Origin of the sequence: Glaciihabitans sp. dw_435 (genome assembly GCF_018449675.1) — a bacterium.
Lineage (GTDB): Bacteria > Actinomycetota > Actinomycetes > Actinomycetales > Microbacteriaceae > Glaciihabitans.
The window spans coordinates 55,013-74,048 of record NZ_JAAVUZ010000007.1; the positions used below are offsets into that span (position 1 = coordinate 55,013).

15 protein-coding genes are annotated in these 19,036 nt (G+C 65.5%); 9 read left to right on the top strand and 6 right to left on the bottom strand.

The annotated features are described in order from the left end of the window. Together HB677_RS18445 and HB677_RS10920 are read right to left on the bottom strand one after the other, a co-directional pair. Entirely contained in the window at window positions 1-84 is an 84-nt protein-coding gene (locus tag HB677_RS18445) for a hypothetical protein (protein ID WP_374193817.1), read from the bottom strand. Between the two features lie 208 nt (window positions 85-292). Continuing rightward, entirely contained in the window at window positions 293-1,006 is a 714-nt protein-coding gene (locus HB677_RS10920; RefSeq protein WP_213815742.1) for an ion channel, read from the bottom strand. Here HB677_RS10920 and HB677_RS10925 point away from each other — a divergent pair. Next, window positions 1,005-1,616, top strand: coding sequence for a hypothetical protein (locus HB677_RS10925; protein WP_255546541.1), 612 nt, complete (start codon window positions 1,005-1,007; stop codon window positions 1,614-1,616). The two genes, HB677_RS10920 and HB677_RS10925, sit on opposite strands and share 2 nt — an antisense overlap. Window positions 1,617-1,619: 3 nt before the next feature. On the opposite strand, the gene HB677_RS10930 is transcribed toward HB677_RS10925, so the two are convergent. After that, on the bottom strand, window positions 1,620-2,174 hold the full coding sequence (locus tag HB677_RS10930; RefSeq protein WP_213815743.1) for a hypothetical protein: 555 nt from the start codon (window positions 2,172-2,174) through the stop codon (window positions 1,620-1,622). Between the two features lie 73 nt (window positions 2,175-2,247). Beyond that, window positions 2,248-2,544 carry a 2TM domain-containing protein gene (locus HB677_RS10935; RefSeq protein ID WP_213815744.1) on the bottom strand — a complete coding sequence of 99 codons (297 nt, stop codon included), beginning with the start codon at window positions 2,542-2,544 and terminating at the stop codon, window positions 2,248-2,250. 325 nt (window positions 2,545-2,869) lie between these two features. On the opposite strand from HB677_RS10935, the gene HB677_RS10940 reads away from it, so the two are divergent. Together HB677_RS10940 and HB677_RS10945 are read left to right on the top strand one after the other, a co-directional pair. Further along, window positions 2,870-3,994: a VIT1/CCC1 transporter family protein gene (locus tag HB677_RS10940; protein ID WP_213815745.1), complete on the top strand. Its 1,125-nt coding sequence runs from the start codon at window positions 2,870-2,872 to the stop codon at window positions 3,992-3,994. A gap of 59 nt (window positions 3,995-4,053) precedes the next feature. Continuing rightward, window positions 4,054-4,911 carry an NmrA family NAD(P)-binding protein gene (locus HB677_RS10945; protein ID WP_213815746.1) on the top strand — a complete coding sequence of 286 codons (858 nt, stop codon included), beginning with the start codon at window positions 4,054-4,056 and terminating at the stop codon, window positions 4,909-4,911. Between the two features lie 106 nt (window positions 4,912-5,017). On the opposite strand, the gene HB677_RS10950 is transcribed toward HB677_RS10945, so the two are convergent. Next, window positions 5,018-6,478: an HNH endonuclease signature motif containing protein gene (locus HB677_RS10950; RefSeq protein WP_213815747.1), complete on the bottom strand. Its 1,461-nt coding sequence runs from the start codon at window positions 6,476-6,478 to the stop codon at window positions 5,018-5,020. A gap of 183 nt (window positions 6,479-6,661) precedes the next feature. On the opposite strand from HB677_RS10950, the gene HB677_RS10955 reads away from it, so the two are divergent. Then, a complete protein-coding gene (locus HB677_RS10955) occupies window positions 6,662-7,087 on the top strand; it encodes a RidA family protein (RefSeq protein WP_213815748.1) in 426 nt (141 codons plus the stop codon). A gap of 53 nt (window positions 7,088-7,140) precedes the next feature. Here the strand turns inward: HB677_RS10955 and HB677_RS10960 are convergent, their stop codons facing one another. After that, complete coding sequence (locus HB677_RS10960; RefSeq protein WP_213815749.1) at window positions 7,141-7,881, bottom strand: TIGR00645 family protein; 741 nt, start codon at window positions 7,879-7,881, stop codon at window positions 7,141-7,143. 252 nt (window positions 7,882-8,133) lie between these two features. Between HB677_RS10960 and HB677_RS10965 the strand changes: the two genes are divergently transcribed. The 5 genes from HB677_RS10965 to HB677_RS10985 all read left to right on the top strand — a co-directional run bounded on the left by HB677_RS10965 (window position 8,134) and on the right by HB677_RS10985 (window position 19,008). Then, complete coding sequence (locus HB677_RS10965; RefSeq protein WP_213815750.1) at window positions 8,134-9,150, top strand: TerC family protein; 1,017 nt, start codon at window positions 8,134-8,136, stop codon at window positions 9,148-9,150. Between the two features lie 159 nt (window positions 9,151-9,309). Continuing rightward, on the top strand, window positions 9,310-10,170 hold the full coding sequence (locus HB677_RS10970) for a protein phosphatase 2C domain-containing protein (protein WP_307852567.1): 861 nt from the start codon (window positions 9,310-9,312) through the stop codon (window positions 10,168-10,170). A gap of 10 nt (window positions 10,171-10,180) precedes the next feature. Continuing rightward, the gene (locus HB677_RS10975; RefSeq protein ID WP_213815751.1) at window positions 10,181-11,560 is read left to right on the top strand and encodes an FHA domain-containing protein; all 1,380 of its coding nucleotides are present in this window, start codon (window positions 10,181-10,183) and stop codon (window positions 11,558-11,560) included. After that, a complete protein-coding gene (locus tag HB677_RS10980; RefSeq protein ID WP_213815752.1) occupies window positions 11,557-13,287 on the top strand; it encodes a serine/threonine-protein kinase in 1,731 nt (576 codons plus the stop codon). The genes HB677_RS10975 and HB677_RS10980 overlap by 4 nt, the downstream gene beginning before the upstream one ends. Before the next feature lie 117 nt (window positions 13,288-13,404). Next, window positions 13,405-19,008: an Ig-like domain-containing protein gene (locus HB677_RS10985; RefSeq protein WP_213815753.1), complete on the top strand. Its 5,604-nt coding sequence runs from the start codon at window positions 13,405-13,407 to the stop codon at window positions 19,006-19,008. Window positions 19,009-19,036: the final 28 nt, after the last annotated feature.

Genomic DNA, 19,036 nt, shown 5'->3' on the forward strand with positions numbered 1-19,036 from the left:
TCAGAAGTCGACCGGCTCGCGAATGATCGGGCACGTCATGCCGTGGCCACCGCCGCGGCCACGGCCGAGCTCGGCACCGACGATGGGGGACGCTGAGCTTGTTCGTTTCCGTGCTGGAGGTCGACGCCTCTTGCGTCGTCACGGTTGCTCCTCACTGGGCGGGCGTGGGGCGGGCAGAGAGTGTGGGCAGAGGGGCGCACGGGGCAGCCGCGGTCCGACGATGAAATCGCTGCCCATGGTCCTGTCGGCGCGGGCCGCCAGCCTCACCCCGGGCGGGTGACCGTGCGGGCCACTAAGGCCGGGGTCGCTCCCATCCGGCTACCACCCGCGCCACCGCAATGACAAGAAACAGTTGCCCCGCGATTGCCTCGACGATCGCGACGGTCTGGCCAAACTGGCCGACGGGCACGAGATTGCCGTACCCGGTGGTGGTCAGGGTGGTGAAGGAGAAGAACAACTGGCTGGTGAGGGTGTCCGCGTGCGCGTCGCCGAAGATCGGGACATCCGTCACCAGCGCAGTCAGGTTGAACACGAATGTGAAGAACATCCCGACCAGAACATAGGCCGCGACGGCCGCCAACAGGGTCTGACCGTCTACCCGACCACGGCGTATCTGGTGGGAGAGAATCGCGACCGGTGCGCTGAGATACGCCAGCATCGAGGCGGCGGACAGCGCGATGTCCAGCACGTGTCCCTCGGTTCCTGCCAGGCGCACCGCGATGATGGCCACGGCTGCCACGGCGAGCACGATCCAGCCGGTGCGACGAAGCACCGGTCCGACGTGCGCGACCCAGAGAGTGACCGCGACGGTCGCCAGTTGCACGAGCAGGGCGGGTGCGCTCGGATCCGGAGACGCCTGAGTGGCACACAACACATACGAGACCGCAATGAGCAGCAGCACGACCCAATAGCCGGACTGGGAGTGCGGATGCCTCGCGGCGAGGCGGTCCTGCCAGGCCGCGGGCACCCCTGCCGACGTCCGCCCCGGAGTATCGCCCAGTGTCATGTCGCTCCGGCCCGTCGTCGAACCCCGGCTCGATCCTCTGGCGCGGTGTGGAGGGGCGGCATCATCCGTGGAGGGTGAGGCCGGGGCATCCCGCAGCTCCCACACTGTGGTCGACAAGGGAACGGCTGCGTCGATCACCCGGTCGGCGGCAGATCAAACAACGAAGGTGGTCGACATCATGAGCAACATCACACACAGTCGGTCTTCATCGGGGTGGGCCGACTGGCTGGTCTTCGCCGGAGTGATCCTGGTGATCAACGGAGGCTTCAACGTCATCCAGGGCATCGTGGCGCTCGTCGGGCCCGATGCCTACTTCGCCTCCGTCAACGGCAGCCTCTTCATCTTCAATGTGGAGGGCTGGGCCTGGTGGAATCTCATCATCGGGGCGCTGCAGGTGATTGCGGCGCTCGCACTGTTCTTCAGCGGGGCGGGTTGGGCCCGGATCGTCGCGGTGATTCTCGCGTCGCTGAGCGCATTTGTGCAGATGATCCTGATCCCCGTGCAGCCGTGGTGGTCTCTGATCGTGATCGCGGTGGACGTGCTCATCATCTACGCGCTCGTCGCGCACGGACGGGAGCTTCGCGATGAGGGCAGCCGCAATACCGCGTAGAAGCTAGTTCTCGATGGTCACGGTGAGCAGCGGGCACGTCGCGAGGTCGGCCCGCCTGCCCGTGGAGGCATCGACACAGGTGAATCCGCGGGTGAGGCGGATGGTGGATGTCCCCACCGAACTGGCCGTGAACAACGAGGCATCCCGCTGAAGCGCAGAACCGGAGGCGACGACGCCGTGTGCCAGGGCGGAGCCGCTGGCAATGACACCGCCGAGGGGACGGCCGGTGCCACCGACGATGAGCAGGGATTCACCCACGTGGATGAAGATCAGTGGGGTCGGTGCGCTCGCCAGTTCGCCGGTGCACCCGGCAAGCGGAATGGGTATGTCATCGTCAACCACCACCTGCACCTCGGATTGTGCGCAGGTCGTCTCGTTGCCGGAGCCGGTCTGCCCGACGACGCGAATCGGGCCGGGGGTGGCAGATGCGGCGGGAGAGCTCGGTGCGGTGCCCGCCGCCGCGAGGGTGCATCCCGTGAGGGCCAACACCGCGACCGCCATGACGGCGACATGGCGCCAGGGAAGAGCGGGGGCCGACGAGCGAGTGTTCCGCGTCATGTGGCGACGATAACTCAGATCACGAAGGATCGCGCGGGCTGGCGGCGGCGGGGACGGTGACGAGTCGGGCCGATCAGACTGTGCCGCTGCCGGGTGTTTCGCGTCCACGATTGAGGCGTTCGACCTCGGCGTCGACATCCGACTCCGTGATGTAACGCCGGGTTCCGTAGGCCTCGATCGCCTGGAACACCACCGCAACGCCGATGCCCAGAATCGCCCAGATGGGCCAGAAGTAGCCGCCCGGTGATGTCATCCACCAGATGACAATGAGGAACACGGAAACGACGAGCCACACCCATAACAGCGCGGTGAAATCAGCCCTGGCTTTCAGGCGTCGACGGGCGAGCGTTCGGATTTCTTCCTCGTTCATGGGTCCTTAGGGTAGAACTCCGTGCCCGCTCGCGGCAGGGGTCAGCGGCTGGTTTCTTGCACCGCGATTCCGGGCGCCGATGCAGGCATTCGGCTAAACTGGCGGCATCGAAGGGGAGTAGTTCTCGCTGTGGCACCGCCGCAGCGACGTGCGTGTCGACATGCTGGCGAATCTCAGGATCCGCCCGGTGCGCCACCTCGTGGACATCCACGCGGCGAACGAGACCTTCGGCCAGACACAGCGAAACACGCTCATCCCGGGTTTCGCGTCTTTGGCCGAACTCTCGCCCAGCGGAACTTCGGCCGAAGTCGACCGAAGGAACGCCATGACACCCACATCCGAAGTTCGCCCCGCGGGCGACGCGGGCAACCCCACCTCTGCACCGGATCCCACTCCCGCACAGATCAAACGCTGGCGTCAGTACCTCGCCGACGAACTGGCCGAGGCCTCCGTCTACCGCGATCTCGCGAGCCGGCGCACGGGTGAGGAGCGGGAGATTCTTCTCGGTCTCGCCGAGGCCGAGGGCCGCCACGAGACGCACTGGCTCGAGCTGCTAGGTGACAACGTGGGCAAGCCGCGACGCGGGGACATCCGCACCCGGTTCCTCGGATTTCTCGCCCGACGCTTTGGTTCGGTCTTCGTGCTGGCGCTCGCGCAGCGTGCAGAGTCCCGGTCGCCCTACGAGGAGGACGAGGATGCCACGCGCCAGATGGCCGCGGACGAGCGCATCCACGAGGAGGTCGTACGCGGACTCGCAGAACGCGGGCGCAACCGGCTGTCGGGAACCTTCCGGGCAGCGGTCTTTGGCGCCAACGATGGCCTGGTCAGCAACCTGTCGCTGATTCTCGGTGTCGGTGCGAGCGGAGTGTCCACCCAAATCGTGCTTCTGACCGGTGTCGCGGGGTTGCTCGCCGGCGCGCTGTCGATGGGCGCGGGCGAATATGTGTCGGTGCGGTCGCAGAGGGAACTGCTCGAGGCATCCACTTTCAATCCTGAAGCTCGGACGGCGATACCGCAGCTGGACGTCGACGCGAACGAACTCGCGCTGCTGTACCGCGCTCGCGGCATGAGCATCGAGGAGGCCGAGACACATGCCGCTGAGGTGCTCGATGGCATGCATCAGGAGAAGGCAGAAGCGCCCGCGGCCGACGCGCCCGATGAGCACGAGGCGATCGGGTCGGGCTTCGGTGCCGCGCTGTCGAGCTTCTGCTTCTTCGCGTCGGGCGCGATCATCCCGATCATCCCGTACCTGTTCGGACTCAGCGGCATCACAGCCGTGATTGTCGCTTCCGTTCTGGTCGGCATCGCCCTGCTGGGAACGGGCGCGGTCGTCGGACTGCTGTCGGGCGCCTCGCCGGTCAAGCGCGGTTTGCGCCAGCTCGCAATCGGCTTTGGTGCCGCGGCCGTCACGTACGCGCTGGGTCTCGCGTTCGGGACGTCGGCCGGATAGCTCGCGTTCGAGGGCGCCGGGTGGGGGCATCCGCCCGCCAATCCGCATACGATCTCAGCATGACAATCGCGCTGACGGGCACATCGGGAAATATCGGACGCAAGGTTCTCGAGCGGCTCGGCGGTGAGCATGTGCTGATCGGGCGCGACCTGGCGAAGCTTCCGGCGGGCGGCGCCCACCGCGAGGCCGCCTACGGGGACACCGATGCCATGACGACCGCGCTCGCCGGCGTCGAGACGCTGTTCTTCGTCTCCGGGCGCGAAGCCCCGAATCGTCTGGAGGAGCACTTCTCGGTGGTCGCGGCGGCCTTCGCCGCGGGTGTCGAGCGAATCGTGTACCTGTCGTTCCTGGGCAACTCTGAAAACTGCACCTTCACCTTCGGGCGTCACCACTACTTCACCGAGCAGCGCATCCGCGAGACGGGCATGAAGTTCACGTTCCTGCAGGACAGCCTCTACCAGGACTACCTTCCGTTCATGACGGATCCGGAGGGCGTCATTCGCGGTCCGGCAGGCGATGGCACCGTCAGCGCGGTGAGCACCGACGATGTGGCGGATGTCGCGGCGACGATCCTTCGCGCCGCCGCCGATGGTGACCCCGTGCATGATGGAGTCACGTACCGGGTCACCGGGCCGGAGGCGCTGACGCTCGATGACGTGGCCGCGGCGCTGCAGAAAGCGACGGGTCGGCCAGTGAGATACGAGCGTGAAACCGAGGCGGAGGCGTACGCCTCGCGGGCGAAGTTCAACGCTCCCGACTTCGAGGTCGAGGGCTGGGTGACGTCGTACCAGGCGATTGCCGCGGGCGATCTGTCGGCGATCAGTGACGATGTGCAGCGCGTCACCGGTCATGCGCCGCAGTCCTTCGACGAGTTCCTGCTCGCGCATCCCGAGAGTTACCAGCACCTGCTGTCGTAGCGAGGGCGATGCGCGGTTTGGTGTGGGTTGTTTCCGTTCGCGAGGCAGCCGGCTCAGACTGGTGGGCGCTTGTGGGCATAGTTCAGCTCCGCAACCGGTGGTCCAGCTAAGCGGCCGCCCGGCGCCGGGAGAGTTCGGCGACGGCCACCGCGCGGTTCTGGCCCATCGGTTTCCACGTCTGGGTCGGATCTACCCACGGTGGGGCCAGCAGATAGGGCTTGCCGTTGATCATTGTCATCTGGTTGTCGGAGCGGTGGATATCCCGATGGTGGGGGCCGCAGATCAGCACCGCATTGTCGATGTCGGTGGGACCACCCTCGCCGTAGGGGATCACGTGGTGACCTTCACTCTGTCGCGCCGAGGTTGAACAACCATCGACTGCGCAGGTGCCGCCGTCCCGGGCGATCATCGCCCGCCGCTGTGCGTCGCTGAAGAGTCGCGGTTTGGGGCCAAGGTAGAGGATTTCGCCGGAGTTGCCGAGGACTACCTTTTGAACACCGCCGTCGCACGCCATCTGGCGGATCGTGGCCATGGAGACGGGCTCGTCACCGCCGTCGATCCAACCGACGCCGGTGCCCCGTTCAAGGTCTTCGAGCGTTACCACCGCGGTCACCGTGGCGGTCGCCCTGGCGCCGCCGGTCTCGTTGGCGCTCGCCCGCATTCCGGCCTTGAGATAGCCGAAGAGAACGTCGGACTGACGTTGCTCCCGCGTGCGGTTGTCGGCGATCACCACTCGTTCGCGTCCATCATCGTCAATGACTGTCACGTTCTCGCTGTCATCCTCGGAGAGGAAGCGAGGCACCTTGGCGCTCTGTGCCTCTTCGAACAGCGCCTTGACGTGAGCAGTTTCGACCGGGGTCGCGTCCCACACGATGCGGGAGATGCCATTGTTCTCCCGCCCGACCCGAAGACCGCGACGGGCGTGAATCTCGTCTTCCCGCGGCTCTGCTCCGTCGGGGTCAAGGGCCTCTCGCCAGATGCGGGCCTGAGTCTGAACGAGGTCTGTCGACTTCTCCTGTGCGAAGTCGACGAGGCTCTCTTCTGCCGTGGCGATGTCGGTGGGGGCGGCGGTCGCGCCGTCTAGGCATTTAATGATGCGGGACGCGGCATCCACTCCAATGAGTCCCGCTTCGACGGCTCCCGAGATGCGGGGGTAGGAGTAGGGCTCGAAGGATCCGTCGAGGGCCAGCCGAAGGCGAAGCGTGGTGCCCAGCTTCATTCTGCGGTACGCCTCGGCCTCGGAAATGCGGGTCAGTCGCTCAAGCAGAAAGGCAGGCTTTGCGTCTCCCAGTCGGGAAGCAAGTCCCTCGGTCCCGAGTTCGTAGCGCGACCGATGGGCGATCTCTGCGGCGGTCTTGGCGCGGATGCCGTCGACGAGTCTGCCGGCCTGCTCGATCTGCGCGGTCACCGAGCACAGGGTGTCGTCGCTGAGCGCATCGAGGGACCTGCTCGCCACGTTTTCGAGCAACGCGATCGACGACACGACGTCGGGCACGAGTGCCTCTTCGGCGCCCGCGTCGGTGCCCATTCCGAGGTACTCGGAGAGAGCCGCTGCATCGATTTCCATACGTAAATTTTCTCGGCTGGCACTGACATTTCGGGGTCAAAAAGCCCGGAATTCCGGGGATGTGGATAAGTTTGTGCGAAATATTTCGGCGACCAGGTGGGTATCCCACCGAAGGCACATTGAGTAGTGCAGCACCCCTGCGAGGATGAGATCACACGCGACACCGGCAAAGGAGCCATCACCATGTCAGCTGCCGTTTCTCTCATCACCGCGAGCCTGCTTTCGAGCCACGCGGGATATTCGCACGCGGCAGTGGTGGCATCGGGTACACGACTGGTGTTCCTCGCCGGAAGTTGCCCGGTTGACCTCGATGGGTCCACTGTCGCAGTCGGGGACGTCGCTGGACAGGCTCGCGCGTGCATCGACAATATGGCGATCGCGCTGCAGGCAGCCGGGGCGACGATCAGCGATGTGGTTTCTACGCGGATCCTTGTTGCGTCCCGCGACCGAGAAGACCTGGTGCTGGCGTGGGACATCGTCCGCGCTGCGTTCGGGGATCACGCCGTACCGAGCACGCTCCTGGGAGTCACCGTCCTCGGTTACCCGGACCAACTCGTCGAGGTCGAGGCCGTTGCAGCGATCTCCGTTGATTCGACCCTCGGGAGTTAAGAAGAGCCGCCCCACCACGCTGGTGGGACGGCTCTGTGTCGGACTGTGGGCGATTAGCGCTCGTTGGCCAGCTGGAGCCGCTTGACCTCGCGGGCAGCGAGTTCCTCGGGCGTCGCGGCCTCGTAGGGCAGTGCATAGGTCGGGGCGCCGCCGATCGCGGCAGACCCGGCCGGAGCAGACACCATGGGTGCGTGACCGTTGGGTGCGTGGGGCGCCTCTTCGAGGGCCGGCTCGGCGTGACCGCCGGAACGGGACATCCGGTCGATCCATTGGAGGGCGATGGCGGAGAGGATGAAGACGATGTGAATGACGACCTGCCAGAGCACGCCGTCCCAGGTGTACGACTCTTCGGAGGTGTCGCCGGCGGTGGCCGCGGAGCCGCGGGGGCCGATGCTGCCGACCTCGATAAACGTCTTGAGAAGGTGGATCGAGGAGATGCCGACGATGGCCATCGCGAGCTTGACCTTGAGCACATTCGCGTTGACGTGGGACAACCACTCAGGCTGGTCGGGATGTCCGTCGATCTTGATCTTCGAGACGAACGTCTCGTAGCCGCCGATGATGACCATGATCAGCAGATTTGCGATCATAACGACGTCAATCAGGCCGAGGACGGCCAGCATGATGACGGCCTCATCGATCTCGATTCCGTGGTCGCCGGGGTGCGCGAACGCCTCCCAGACGGTGCCGCCCAGGTGGTACAGCTCGACCATGAAGACGACGACGTAGATGACCTGCGCGATGATCAGACCGATGTACAGCGGGGCCTGAAGCCACCGACTGAAAAAGATCATGAATCCGACGCTCTGGACCCATCGGGATTGCTCTTTGAACTGGTGGGGTGCGGGGGATTGGCTCACGCGCCCATACTAGGGAGGCCTCATCTGGGAACGTCCTGTACGATCGTCAGAGTGAAGGGGAGTATCCCACTGAGCCGCGTTCGTCAGCACAGGTTCCAATGGTGAAGCCTCGGACGTGGCCACCGTTTTCGGTGAGGGAGAGACTTTCGGGTTCTGCTGTACCCGTTTCCTGACCAAAGGACCTCCATGGCGCTTGAATTACCGCTGGCCTTCGAGATCATCTCGTTCGTCGTACTCACCCTGATCATCGTTGCCGACCTCGTGTTGGCATACCGCAGGCCACACATCCCGTCGACCAGAGAGTCGGCCCTCTGGGTAGCGTTCTACGTCGTGCTGGCGTTGATCTTCGCCGTCATCATGTTCTTCGTTGGTGGCAGTGAGCACGCGGGGCAGTTTGTTGCGGGATGGCTCACCGAATACAGTCTCTCGATCGACAACCTGTTCGTGTTCGTGATCATCATGGCCAGGTTCTCGGTACCCCGGAAGTACCAGCAAGAGGTGCTCATGGTGGGCATCATCCTGGCGCTGATCTTCCGCGGAATCTTCATCCTCCTCGGGGCGACGATCATCGAGAACTTCAGCGCGGTGTTCTACCTATTCGGTCTGTTCCTGCTCTATACGGCCTACAACCAGGCGTTCACGAACCACGATGACGAGACCGAAACCGAAAACAAGCTCATCAAGTTCCTGCGCAAGCGCATCGCCATCACCGACGACTACGACGGCGCCAAGATCCGCACCGTGATCGACGGCAAGAAGATCTTCACGCCGATCCTGATCGTGTTCATCGCCATCGGCACCACGGACATCGTCTTTGCGCTGGACTCGATCCCCGCGATCTTCGGTATCACGCAGAGTCCGTTCATTGTCTTCGCCGCCAACGTGTTTGCTCTGATGGGGCTGCGCCAGCTGTACTTCCTGCTCGGCGATCTCATCGACAAGCTCGTGTACCTCCACTACGGAATCGCGTTCATCCTCGGTTTTATCGGCGTGAAGCTCTTCTTCCACGCCCTGCACGAGAACGAACTCCCGTTCATCAACGGCGGCGAGCACGTCGACTGGGCGCCGGAGATTTCGACCCTCATGTCCCTCGCGGTGATCATTCTGTCCATGGCCGTCGCGGTAATCGCGAGCCTGATCAAGATCCGTATCGACAAGAATCGTGCGGCCCTCGAGCCGGCAGGGTCCGTCGACGACAAGTAGCGTCGCTGAGTAATAAGGAGTGCGTGCCGGGCGTGGATCGCGTCCGGCACGCCCTCTGCACCACAGACACGTTTCGCCTCGCGGCACAATCGTCGTAACTGAGAGGCGCTTGTGTTGGTACCGTAGAGCGTCATACGGGACTAGCCGGAGGGGGCATCCGTGCACAGCAGCGCCATTGTCGCCTTGACCGCGGGTGAAGCGCGCCTGTCGGTGAGCGCTGCCACTGACGTCGGATCCGTCCGCGCGATCAACGAAGACAGCTATATAGCGCAACCGCCCCTGTTTGTCGTCGCTGACGGAATGGGCGGCCACGCGCACGGCGACCGCGCGAGCCAGACCGTCGTTTCGGTACTGCGCGACAGTTTCGCCGCCGGATCGATCCCCGCGCCCGAGCAGGTACTTGCCGCAATTCGTGACGCCAACGACGCGGTACTCGGCTTCTCCGACGAAGACGGTGCCCGCGTTCTGTCCGGCACAACTCTCGTGGGCATCGCCCTCGTCGAGGCTCGCGGCGCCGACTATGCGCACTGGATGATCTTCAACATCGGCGACTCCCGCGTCTACAGCTGGGATGGCCGCCACCTCATCCAGCTGAGCGTTGACCACTCTGCGGTGCAGGAACTGGTGGATGCCGGTGTGCTGACGTCAGCGGAAGCGCTCGTGCACCCCGACCGCAACATCATCACCCGCGCCATCGGTGCGTCGGAGGACGCCGACGCCGACGTCTGGCTGCTCCCCGCGATCGGCGCGCAGTCCTTCCTCATCTGCTCCGACGGGCTCACCAAGGAACTCGAAGACGACGCGATCGCGCAGATCATGACCCAGCACGCCGCGGACGGCGATCGCTCCTCCATCGCCGATGCCCTCGTCGCCGCGGCACTGCGGTCCGGGGGACGCGACAACGTGACGGTCGTTGTGGTCGAATCATCCATCGACCAGCCCCTCATCGACGAAGAAGAAACGTCCGACCGCGCGCTGCGCACCGTCGAATACCTCGAAGACACGCGCCCACGCGCCTAGGACGGACCGCATGATCTCCTACGTACCCGCCGCGGGCGGCGACTTCCTGCTTGTCGCGACGGAGAACCGCGTGCTGTTCTTCCGCGCACCGGCCACGACGACCACCGGATCGATCAGCGACGTCTGGGACGCATTGGGGGCGGATGACCCGGTGCAGTCGGTCCTCGGCCGCCTGACGAGTGCCGGGCTCGAGTCGACGCCCCACTTCGCCCTCGCCATCTGGTCGCCGGTCGACTCGTCCGTGCAGGTTCTCGTGCGCGGGGATCTTCTCGTCGACGTCGAGTCCACCCGCGTCAGCAACCGCATCGACGCGCGTGGGGTGTCGACCTGGCGCGAAACCACGATCGAGGCCGCGACCGGGCTCGTGGTCACCACCTCCGAAACGGCTTCTGCCGCCGGAACGGCTCTGCCGTTGCGCGCTGGTGCAGTGTGGGCGTCGTCCGCCACGGCGAGCTTCGACGCGTCGCTTCCCGCGCCGGCCATCTCCGAGGTTCGCGCCGCTCCTGTCGCGCCGGCCTCGGCCGCGACCACCTCGGCCGCGCAGACCCCGGCCGCGCCTGCCGTCACGCCTCCGCCCGCGGCGGCCCCCGTGCCCGCGGCGACGTTCTCCGATGCGTCCGATGTCGTCGAAGAGACGTCGATGCGCATCACGTTGCCGCCGGTGGGTGAGCGTCCGACCGACCCGGCAGGCGCCGACGCCGCTGACGCTGACGACGCTGCTGGTGCAGACGCCGATGCCGCGGCTGCCCCGGATGACCAGCCAGGCGAGCCCGCCGATCCCGAGGGAACCGCGGAGCCCGACGACGACATTGAGCACCTGCTCGACGCGACGATCGTGCGGTCGACGGACAGCGTTCCGTCCCGTCCCGTCGCGGAGCCCGCCACCGACGTGCTGCCCGTCGTCGACGCCGAAACGGCGGAGCCCGAGGGCGACCACGACGGTTTCACCATCATGAGCGCCGACCTCGCAGCCCTGCGTTCCGCCAAAGGCGCCGGGTCAGGCACGGCGACGGGGGGAGGGGCGGATGACGCGCCCCGGGTGCCCGAACAGGCGACCCTGTACCTCGAATCTGCCTCAGGCACCCGCGAACCCCTGACTCAGCCGGTCCTGATCGGCCGGGCGCCGAGCGTCAGCAAGGTTTCCAGCGGTCAGGTTCCGCGGCTGCTCACAATCGCGGGCAACCAGGACATCTCCCGCAGCCACGCCCAGATCGCTCTCGAGGGAGACACCGTCGTCGTCACTGACCTGCACTCACGCAACGGCACGTCGATCGTGCTCCCGGGCAAGTCCCCGCAGCTGCTGCGGCAGGGCGAGCCCACGGCGATCCTGGTGGGCACGGTCATTGACCTCGGCGGCGGAATTTCGTTCACCCTTCGGCACGACGCATGAGCCGCGCGCCATCCACTCCTCCCCAGATTCCGGGTCTGGAATATGTGAAGCCGCTCGGCACCGGTGGGTTCTCCGACGTCTTCCTCTATGACCAGCTGCTGCCCCGACGCCAGGTCGCGGTCAAGGTCCTGCTGACCGACGGCCTCGACACCGAGGCGCGCAAGGCGTTCGTCGACGAGGCCAACCTGATGGCGCAGCTGTCGGCGCATCCGTATATCGTCACGATTTTCCACGCAGATGTGGCATCCGGCGATCGCCCCTATTTCGTCATGGAGTACTGCTCGGGCCCGAGTCTCGCCGATCGCTACAAGTCCGAGGTCTTCAGCGTTGCGGACGCCCTGCGCACGGGCGTTCGGCTGTCCAGTGCCATCGCGACCGCGCACTCCGCCGGCATCCTCCACCGCGATATCAAGCCCGCCAACGTGCTGTCGAACCAGTTCGGCTGGCCGGCGCTCACCGACTTCGGCATCAGCTCGTCCCTCGAGGACGAGCTGCCTGGCCATCAGCCGACGGTCGCCGAACTGCGCGAGAGCGACAGCTCGACCATGGGGCAGTCGGTGGGAATGAGCGTGCCGTGGTCGCCGCCGGAGATGTTCGAGACCCACCCGCAGCCCGACGTGCGCTCGGATGTCTTCTCGCTCGCCGCCACCATCCATACGCTTCTCGCCGGTCGTACACCGTTCGAAATCCCGGGTCGGTCGAACGGCGCCCTGGATCTCATCGGGCGCATCGAACGCGGCGTCATCACGCCCATCGGCCGCGATGACGTGCCCCGGTCGCTCGTTGCGGTGCTGCAGAAGGGCATGGCGACCCGTCGCGAGGAGCGTTACGCGACCGCGGTCGACTTCGCCCGCGCGCTGCAGCGCATCGAGCTCGAGCTCGGGTACTCGGCCACTTCCATCGAGGTGCCGAACCTCGTTGTCGAGCAGCGCGGCGCCGATGACACGCAGGCCAGCGACGAGGAGACCCGCGTTCGCCCCGTCGCCACCATCGCGGCGCAGGCTCCCCGCTCCACCCCCAGCGTCGGCGACGACGAGACACTCGTGCGCGCGGTGCGCATCATCGCGCCGCCGGTCGCGCCGTCCTCCGCCGGCGGCACGCAATCGGGCCTCGAAGAAACCATCGTGCGGGGACCGCGGGTGGTGGATGCCACGGTGGTTCGCCCCCGGACCACCTCCGGTTCTCCGGCAACCGGCGCCGCCGACACCGGAAGTCTCGCAACGCCATCATCGCTGGACGGGTCGTCGCCGACAGCAACGGAGACCCCGGCCGCCGACGCGGCGTCCACCGCGCCCTCGAAGACACGCCGGCGCTGGATCATCGGGGCGGTCGCAGCCCTCGTGGTCGTGGGTGGCGTGGTTGGGACATCCGTCGCCCTGTCCGGCCCCTCCACCACCCGCCAGCCGCCCGCCGCGACGGCTCCCGCCAATGCACCCGGCCAGAGCGCCGTCGTGGACAGCCCGGTACCGACTCCCGACTACCTGTCGGTCATGCCAAGCGCCGATGGGCTGAGCGCCACGTTCGTCTGGAAGAACCCGTCACCGGTGGACGGCGATACCTACCGCTGGTCGTACTCGGAGCAGCCGGGCGTGCAGACTCCCGTGCAGGAGGCTCAGGTCACGGTGCAGCGGCCCAGTGCCGGGGCACGTGTCTGTGTGTCCGTCTCGATCTTGCGGTCGGGCAAGACCTCCGCCGTTCCGCTGGAGATGTGCGACCCGCAAAAGTAACGATCGGGTGTAGCCACCCATTCGCGGGCAGAAGCGGCTGTCTCGAATACGACACATCGTGTTACGGTGATCGAGAAAGAACTGTTAAGAACTCAATGCTGACGCGGGCGGGGCTAAGTGAGCATCTTCAGCTCGTGGGGGCGTGGGCGGCGCGCGATTGCGTCCGCGGTAGTGATCGCGATCGCGGCCGGAATTCCGGTGACCGTTGCGGTTCTGCACGAGGGTTTTCCGACCTCTGACGTCGAGCTGAACACCCGCGACGTGTGGGTAACGAACAACACACTGTCTCTCGCCGGTCGTCTGAACCGCCAGATCGAAGAACTCACCGCCGGTGTCACGACCGTCAGCCAGTCCATCGACGTTGTGCAGGACGGCAAAAACGTCTTTTTGCACGACCTGTCGCAGAACACGCTCGAGCGTATCGATCAGTCCCGGGTCACCCTCGTGCAAAAAGCACTCGTGCCTGCCGGTGCAGAGATCGCGTTGGGCGCCACGACCCTAACCGTCCTCGACCCCGCCGACGGCAAGTTGTGGGTAGTGGATGTCGCGAACGAGCTGAACTTTGACCCCACCACGGCCAAACCGGCCCTCACCCTCGGCGTCGGGGCACACGCCACCGTCGGGCTTGATGGCGTTGTCTACGCCACCTCGCCCAAGAAGTCCAAGCTGTACGAGATCGAGGGCGCCGGATTCAAGTCGACCTCCGTCTCGCTGAAGATCCCGGCCGTGCACCAGCTCGCCGTCGTCGGATCGAAGCCCGTCATTCTCGACGCCGAGAAGGACGTGCTCATCACCGAGGACGGCACGAACATCGCCCTCGGTTCCGACGGCATCCGGCTCCAGCAGTCGAGCGCGAAGAACGACTTCGCCCTGGTCGCGGGCGCCGACTCGTTGCTGGAAGTACCGCTGGATGGCGGCGACGTCACCAAGATTTCGGCGGACATCGCGCCTGTCACCGCGGCCACGGATGTCTCCGCACCCGTCTGGCTCGATGGCTGTGCCCACGCCGCCTGGGCAGGCGGCCAGCGCTACCTCGAGGCGTGCACGGGCGCGAAGGCCCGCACCATCGACATCACAGAGCCGACCCGGGGCTACGCGCTCGAGTTCCGCGTCAACGGTCACGTTGTCGCCCTGAACAACCTGGTGAACGGCAACACCTGGGTGCTGCAGTCCTCCCTCCGCCTGATCAACAACTGGCAGGAGATCACCCCTCCTCAGGAGAACACCCCGGAGAAGGGCACCGAGAAGTCCTCGCAGCAGTCCTTCGAGGAGACCCTCGCCACCCGCACCGACGTCAACCGTCCGCCGATCGCGCGCAACGATGACTTTGGCGTGCGCCCGGGACGCACCACGATTCTGCCGGTGCTCGACAACGACACCGACCCCGACGGCGACGTGCTTGTCATCACCGACTTCACCGCCATCCCCGAGAACATTGGCCACATCGACGCGATCGACGGAGGCAGGGCTCTGCAGTTCACCCCGGGGCAGTCCGTCTCCGGCGGAACATCCTTCCGCTATACCGTCAGCGATGGCCGTTCCGGCGGTGTCACCGAGGCGTCGGTCAACCTCCGCATCGTTCCGCTCGAGCAGAACAACGCTCCCGTCTCCAACCGCGACGGCGCAACCAGCGTCGAGGCTGGCCACTCCATCGCGTACAACGTGCTGAGCGACTGGATCGACCCGGACGGCGACGACCTGCTCCTCAAGGCCGCCTCCGCGACCAGCGCCGACGACGTGCGCTACACCCCGGACGGCTTCATCACCTTCCAGGACAAGGCCGGAGTGCTCGGCAAGAAGACCGTGTCCTTCATCGTCTCCGACGGAACGCTCAACGCCACCGGCGAGTTCACCGTCGACGTCAAGGCCGACGGCTCGATGACGCCGGTCGCCACCCCCGACTTCATCTCGGTCTTCGCCGGTCAGACCGTCGTGGTCGAGCCGCTGGCAAACGACCTCTCTCCGTCGGGTGCGCCGCTGCGCCTGTTGGCAGTGGATGACGCTCCGCCCACCGCGACCGTCACGCCAAACCTCGACGCGGGCACCGTTGCGGTCAGCTCGACCCTCGTGGGTCCGATGTACCTGAAGTACGCCGTGGCCGCCGGAACGCCGACCGGCAACGGACTCATCCGCGTGGACGTCCTGCCCGACCCCACAGAAGATCTCCCGCCCATCGCGGTGAAAGACGTCGGGTACCTCCGCAGCGACGAGGCCACCACTGTCAAGGTTCTCGACAACGACGTTTCACCGACCGGCAAGGTGCTCTCGGTGCAATCCGTTGACACCGAGAACACCAGCGACGCCGTCACGGTCGAGCTTCTCAACAACACGGTCATCCGCGTCACCGCATCCTCGGCGTTGACCGAACAGACCCAGTTCACGTATACCGTCAGTGACGGGCACAGCACAGCGACCGCTGGTGTCACCATCGTTCCGGTTCCGCCGCTGCTCAAGAGGCAGCCCCCGGTGGCGACGGATGACCGCCAGACCGTGCGCGCGGGAGATATCGCCAGCGTCTCCGTGCTGAAGAACGACTACCACCCGGACCAGGAACGCCTGATCCTCAACAACACGCTGTCTGATGTGTCGAACGCCGGCGGAGGGCTCGCCTTCGTGAACGGCGACACGGTGCGGTACCAGGCACCCGCAAAGGCGGGGGAGTACTCGGTCGTCTACCGCGTCGACGACCAGTTCGGTGAGTCGGCCACGGCGACTGTCACCTTCGTCGTGACGGCGCCCGACGCGGCAACCAACCGTCCGCCGACGGCGACAACGCAGACCGCCCGCACGTTCTCGGGCTCGACGGTGCGCATCGACATCCCGTTGGACGGCATTGACCCCGATGGTGACTCGGTCGCCCTCAATGGCATCACCGTGAACCCGCAGCAGGGCCGCATCTCTTCCAGGGGCGCGACCTGGTTCGTCTACGAGGCGTTCGAGGGTGTGGCAGGAACCGACACGTTCAGCTACGAGGTCCAGGACACCTATGGCGCGAAGGCCACCGGAAGCATCGTGGTCGGCATCATTCCCCGCGGTGACCTGAACGCCCAGCCCAACGCCGTCAACGACGCGATCGAGATGCGCCCGGGCAAGACCGCCTCGGTGCAGGTGCTGCTCAATGACTCCGACCCGAACGGGTTCGGCATCTCACTCGAACCGAAGCTGCTCGACGTGGACTCCGTGCTCGACGCGTCCGTTGACGGCGAGAAGGTCATCGTGACCGCGCCCGAGACCGAGGGCGGCTACGTGCTGCGCTACCAGATCTCCAACGGCCACGGCGGCTCGGCCACCGCGTTCGTTCAGGTCAAGGTCACCAAGAACGCGCGGATCGTTCCGCCCACGGCGACCGACTACTACGTGCTCGACACCGAGATCAAGGGCACGGACCCGGTCGTGGTCGACGTGCAGAAGCTCATCAACAACCCGTCCGGTCTCGACTCAGACCTGCTCATCACGAGCGTCGGCCCCAACAAGGGAAACGCGACGGTCAGCCAGCAGGATGGCACCGTCACGGTCACCCCAAAGTCCACCCGGTACGCGGTTGCGTATCAGGTGACGGATCCGGATGACCCGACGCTGAGTGGCACCGCATTCATCGTCGTCCCCCCGCTCGTGGCACCGCCCGTTCCCACCACGTCGACGACGACGAACACACCCAAGCCCGCGGCTCCGCCGTATATCAAGATCGGCTTGCCCAAGCAGATCGTGCCGATGAACGGTACGCGTGACTGGAACCTCAAGGACATCGTCACGGTGCCGTCGGGCAAGCCTCCGATCATCGTGAACAAGGGCAGTGTCGTCGCCACCAACGGCAACGGCACCCTCGCGTACGTCGACAAGGACACCATCCGTTTCACGCCGAAGAAGGACTTCCGCGGCCAGGGCAGCATCACCTTCGAGGCCACCGATGGCACGTCTGCGACCGACCCTCTGGGCGCCAAGGCAATCCTTCAGCTGCCCATCACCGTCGGCGACCCGAACTTCGAGGACGTTGCGCCCTCCTTCACCAAGCTCGACATCAAGGTGCAGTCCGGCGAAACCGCGGTGGCTACCGACCTGCGCGACTCGACGACCCACCCCAACAAGAAGCTCATCCCGACCTTCACCTACTCGGGCCTGACGGCAGCGACCGGTGGCATCGTCGCGACCCTCAACGGGTCGGTCCTCACCGCTTCCGCCCCCTTCGGCACGCAGCCCGGCGTCAAGACGACCGTGAGCTTTGTCATCAAGTACAAGGCATTCTCGGTTCCCGGCACGGTGACGATCACCACGGTGTCGTCGACCCGTCCGCTTCCCAACGCGGTGGACGATGCTGCGAAGGGACAGCGGAACGTGACATCCACCGTCAATGTCCTTGCGAACGACTTCGATCCGTTCCCCGACAAGCCGCTCGTCGTTCTCGACGCGGCACTGCAGGAGCCGTCGGCGACAATGTCGTGGACGCCGGACGGTCAGGTCACTATCTCTCCGACGGCTGTGGGTAACTTCCATGTGATCTACACGATTGAAGACGCGACCAAGGATCCTGCGCGCCGGGTGAAGGCGATCTATACGCTGACCGTTCGGGATATCCCCGATCAGCCCGCGGCTCCCGCGATTGTCTCGGAGCAGGACACGGCAGTCAGCGTGAGCTGGCAACCACCGACAACCAACGGTGAACCGATCCTCGAGTACGTTCTGACCTGGAACGGCGGATCGAAGACTTTCGGTCCCAACGAGTCGACGGCAACGATCGACGGCCTGACCAACGGAACGAACTACAACTTCCGCATCACGGCGAGCAACATGCTCGGGGTGAGTACGGTGTCCGAAGCCAGTGCGGCGGCGCGTCCGTTTGGTGCTCCATCGGCACCGTCGTCCGTTTCCATTTCTTCTGCGACGAACGGCAGCGGAGTTGTCTCCATGAGTTGGGGAGCGGCCAGCGGAAATGGACGCGATGTCGACCATTACAAGTGGACGCTGAGTGACGGAACGACTGGTGAGACCACCTCGCTGTCCGCGTCATCCACCCGCACCGTCGGCTCGTCGTACACCGTCACGGTCGTTGCTGTCGGACCTACTGGGCTCGCTGGCGCAGGAAAGGCAAGCGGGTCATCCGTGACGCCGACCCCAGGCCAGGTCGCCAGCGCCACCGCTACGGCAGGCGCCAAGGGCGACAAGACCGTCACGCTGAAGTGGGGGAACGCAGCGACCACCGGCGACATCGATCGATACGAGATCAATGTGAACGGTGAGGGGTGGAAGTCGCAGGGCCTCGAACACAGCGCCTCGTACACCGGCAAGTTCGGTTCCGCGACGAGCTTCTCAGTGCGGGCCGTGGACAACGGCTCTACTGGCGCTGCGATCACGTCGAACTCGGTCACCCCGGAAGATGTTCCGCCACCAACTCCGCCGGGTGGATCTATCACCGCGGTGTCAGCGGAAACCTACGTCTGTCAGGACGCATCTGCAAAGAAGGTATGCCGCCAGGCAATCTTCACCATTCACGATGCACCGTCGGGCACCAACCAGGCCTTCCTGCAGCTGCTCAACAGCAGCGGTGCGGTGACCTGGACGTCGCAGAGCACCGGGTCCGTCTCCGGTAACGACGGCCGCACCGGTGGCTTTGTAGCCGACCCGGGTGCCGGAAACTCTGTCCGCGTCAAGCTGGTGGGACCGAACGGGACCTTCTACACCGACCCGGTCGGGCGCGACACATGGCTCAACCTTCCACAGCGTTAATGGCTCTCAGACTTCAACCCCAGAAAGA

Excerpts from the sequence above, each read along its gene's own strand:
- HB677_RS10930 (WP_213815743.1), bottom strand. The coding sequence starts at position 2,174 with ATGACGCGGAACACTCGCTCGTCGGCCCCCGCTCTTCCCTGGCGCCAT.
- HB677_RS10925 (WP_255546541.1), top strand. The coding sequence starts at position 1,005 with ATGTCGCTCCGGCCCGTCGTCGAACCCCGGCTCGATCCTCTGGCGCGG.
- HB677_RS10945 (WP_213815746.1), top strand. The coding sequence starts at position 4,054 with ATGACAATCGCGCTGACGGGCACATCGGGAAATATCGGACGCAAGGTT.
- HB677_RS10940 (WP_213815745.1), top strand. The coding sequence starts at position 2,870 with ATGACACCCACATCCGAAGTTCGCCCCGCGGGCGACGCGGGCAACCCC.
- HB677_RS10955 (WP_213815748.1), top strand. The coding sequence starts at position 6,662 with ATGTCAGCTGCCGTTTCTCTCATCACCGCGAGCCTGCTTTCGAGCCAC.
- HB677_RS10920 (WP_213815742.1), bottom strand. The coding sequence starts at position 1,006 with ATGACACTGGGCGATACTCCGGGGCGGACGTCGGCAGGGGTGCCCGCG.
- HB677_RS10950 (WP_213815747.1), bottom strand. The coding sequence starts at position 6,478 with ATGGAAATCGATGCAGCGGCTCTCTCCGAGTACCTCGGAATGGGCACC.
- HB677_RS10980 (WP_213815752.1), top strand. The coding sequence starts at position 11,557 with ATGAGCCGCGCGCCATCCACTCCTCCCCAGATTCCGGGTCTGGAATAT.
- HB677_RS10975 (WP_213815751.1), top strand. The coding sequence starts at position 10,181 with ATGATCTCCTACGTACCCGCCGCGGGCGGCGACTTCCTGCTTGTCGCG.
- HB677_RS10960 (WP_213815749.1), bottom strand. The coding sequence starts at position 7,881 with ATGATCTTTTTCAGTCGGTGGCTTCAGGCCCCGCTGTACATCGGTCTG.
- HB677_RS10935 (WP_213815744.1), bottom strand. The coding sequence starts at position 2,544 with ATGAACGAGGAAGAAATCCGAACGCTCGCCCGTCGACGCCTGAAAGCC.
- HB677_RS10965 (WP_213815750.1), top strand. The coding sequence starts at position 8,134 with ATGGCGCTTGAATTACCGCTGGCCTTCGAGATCATCTCGTTCGTCGTA.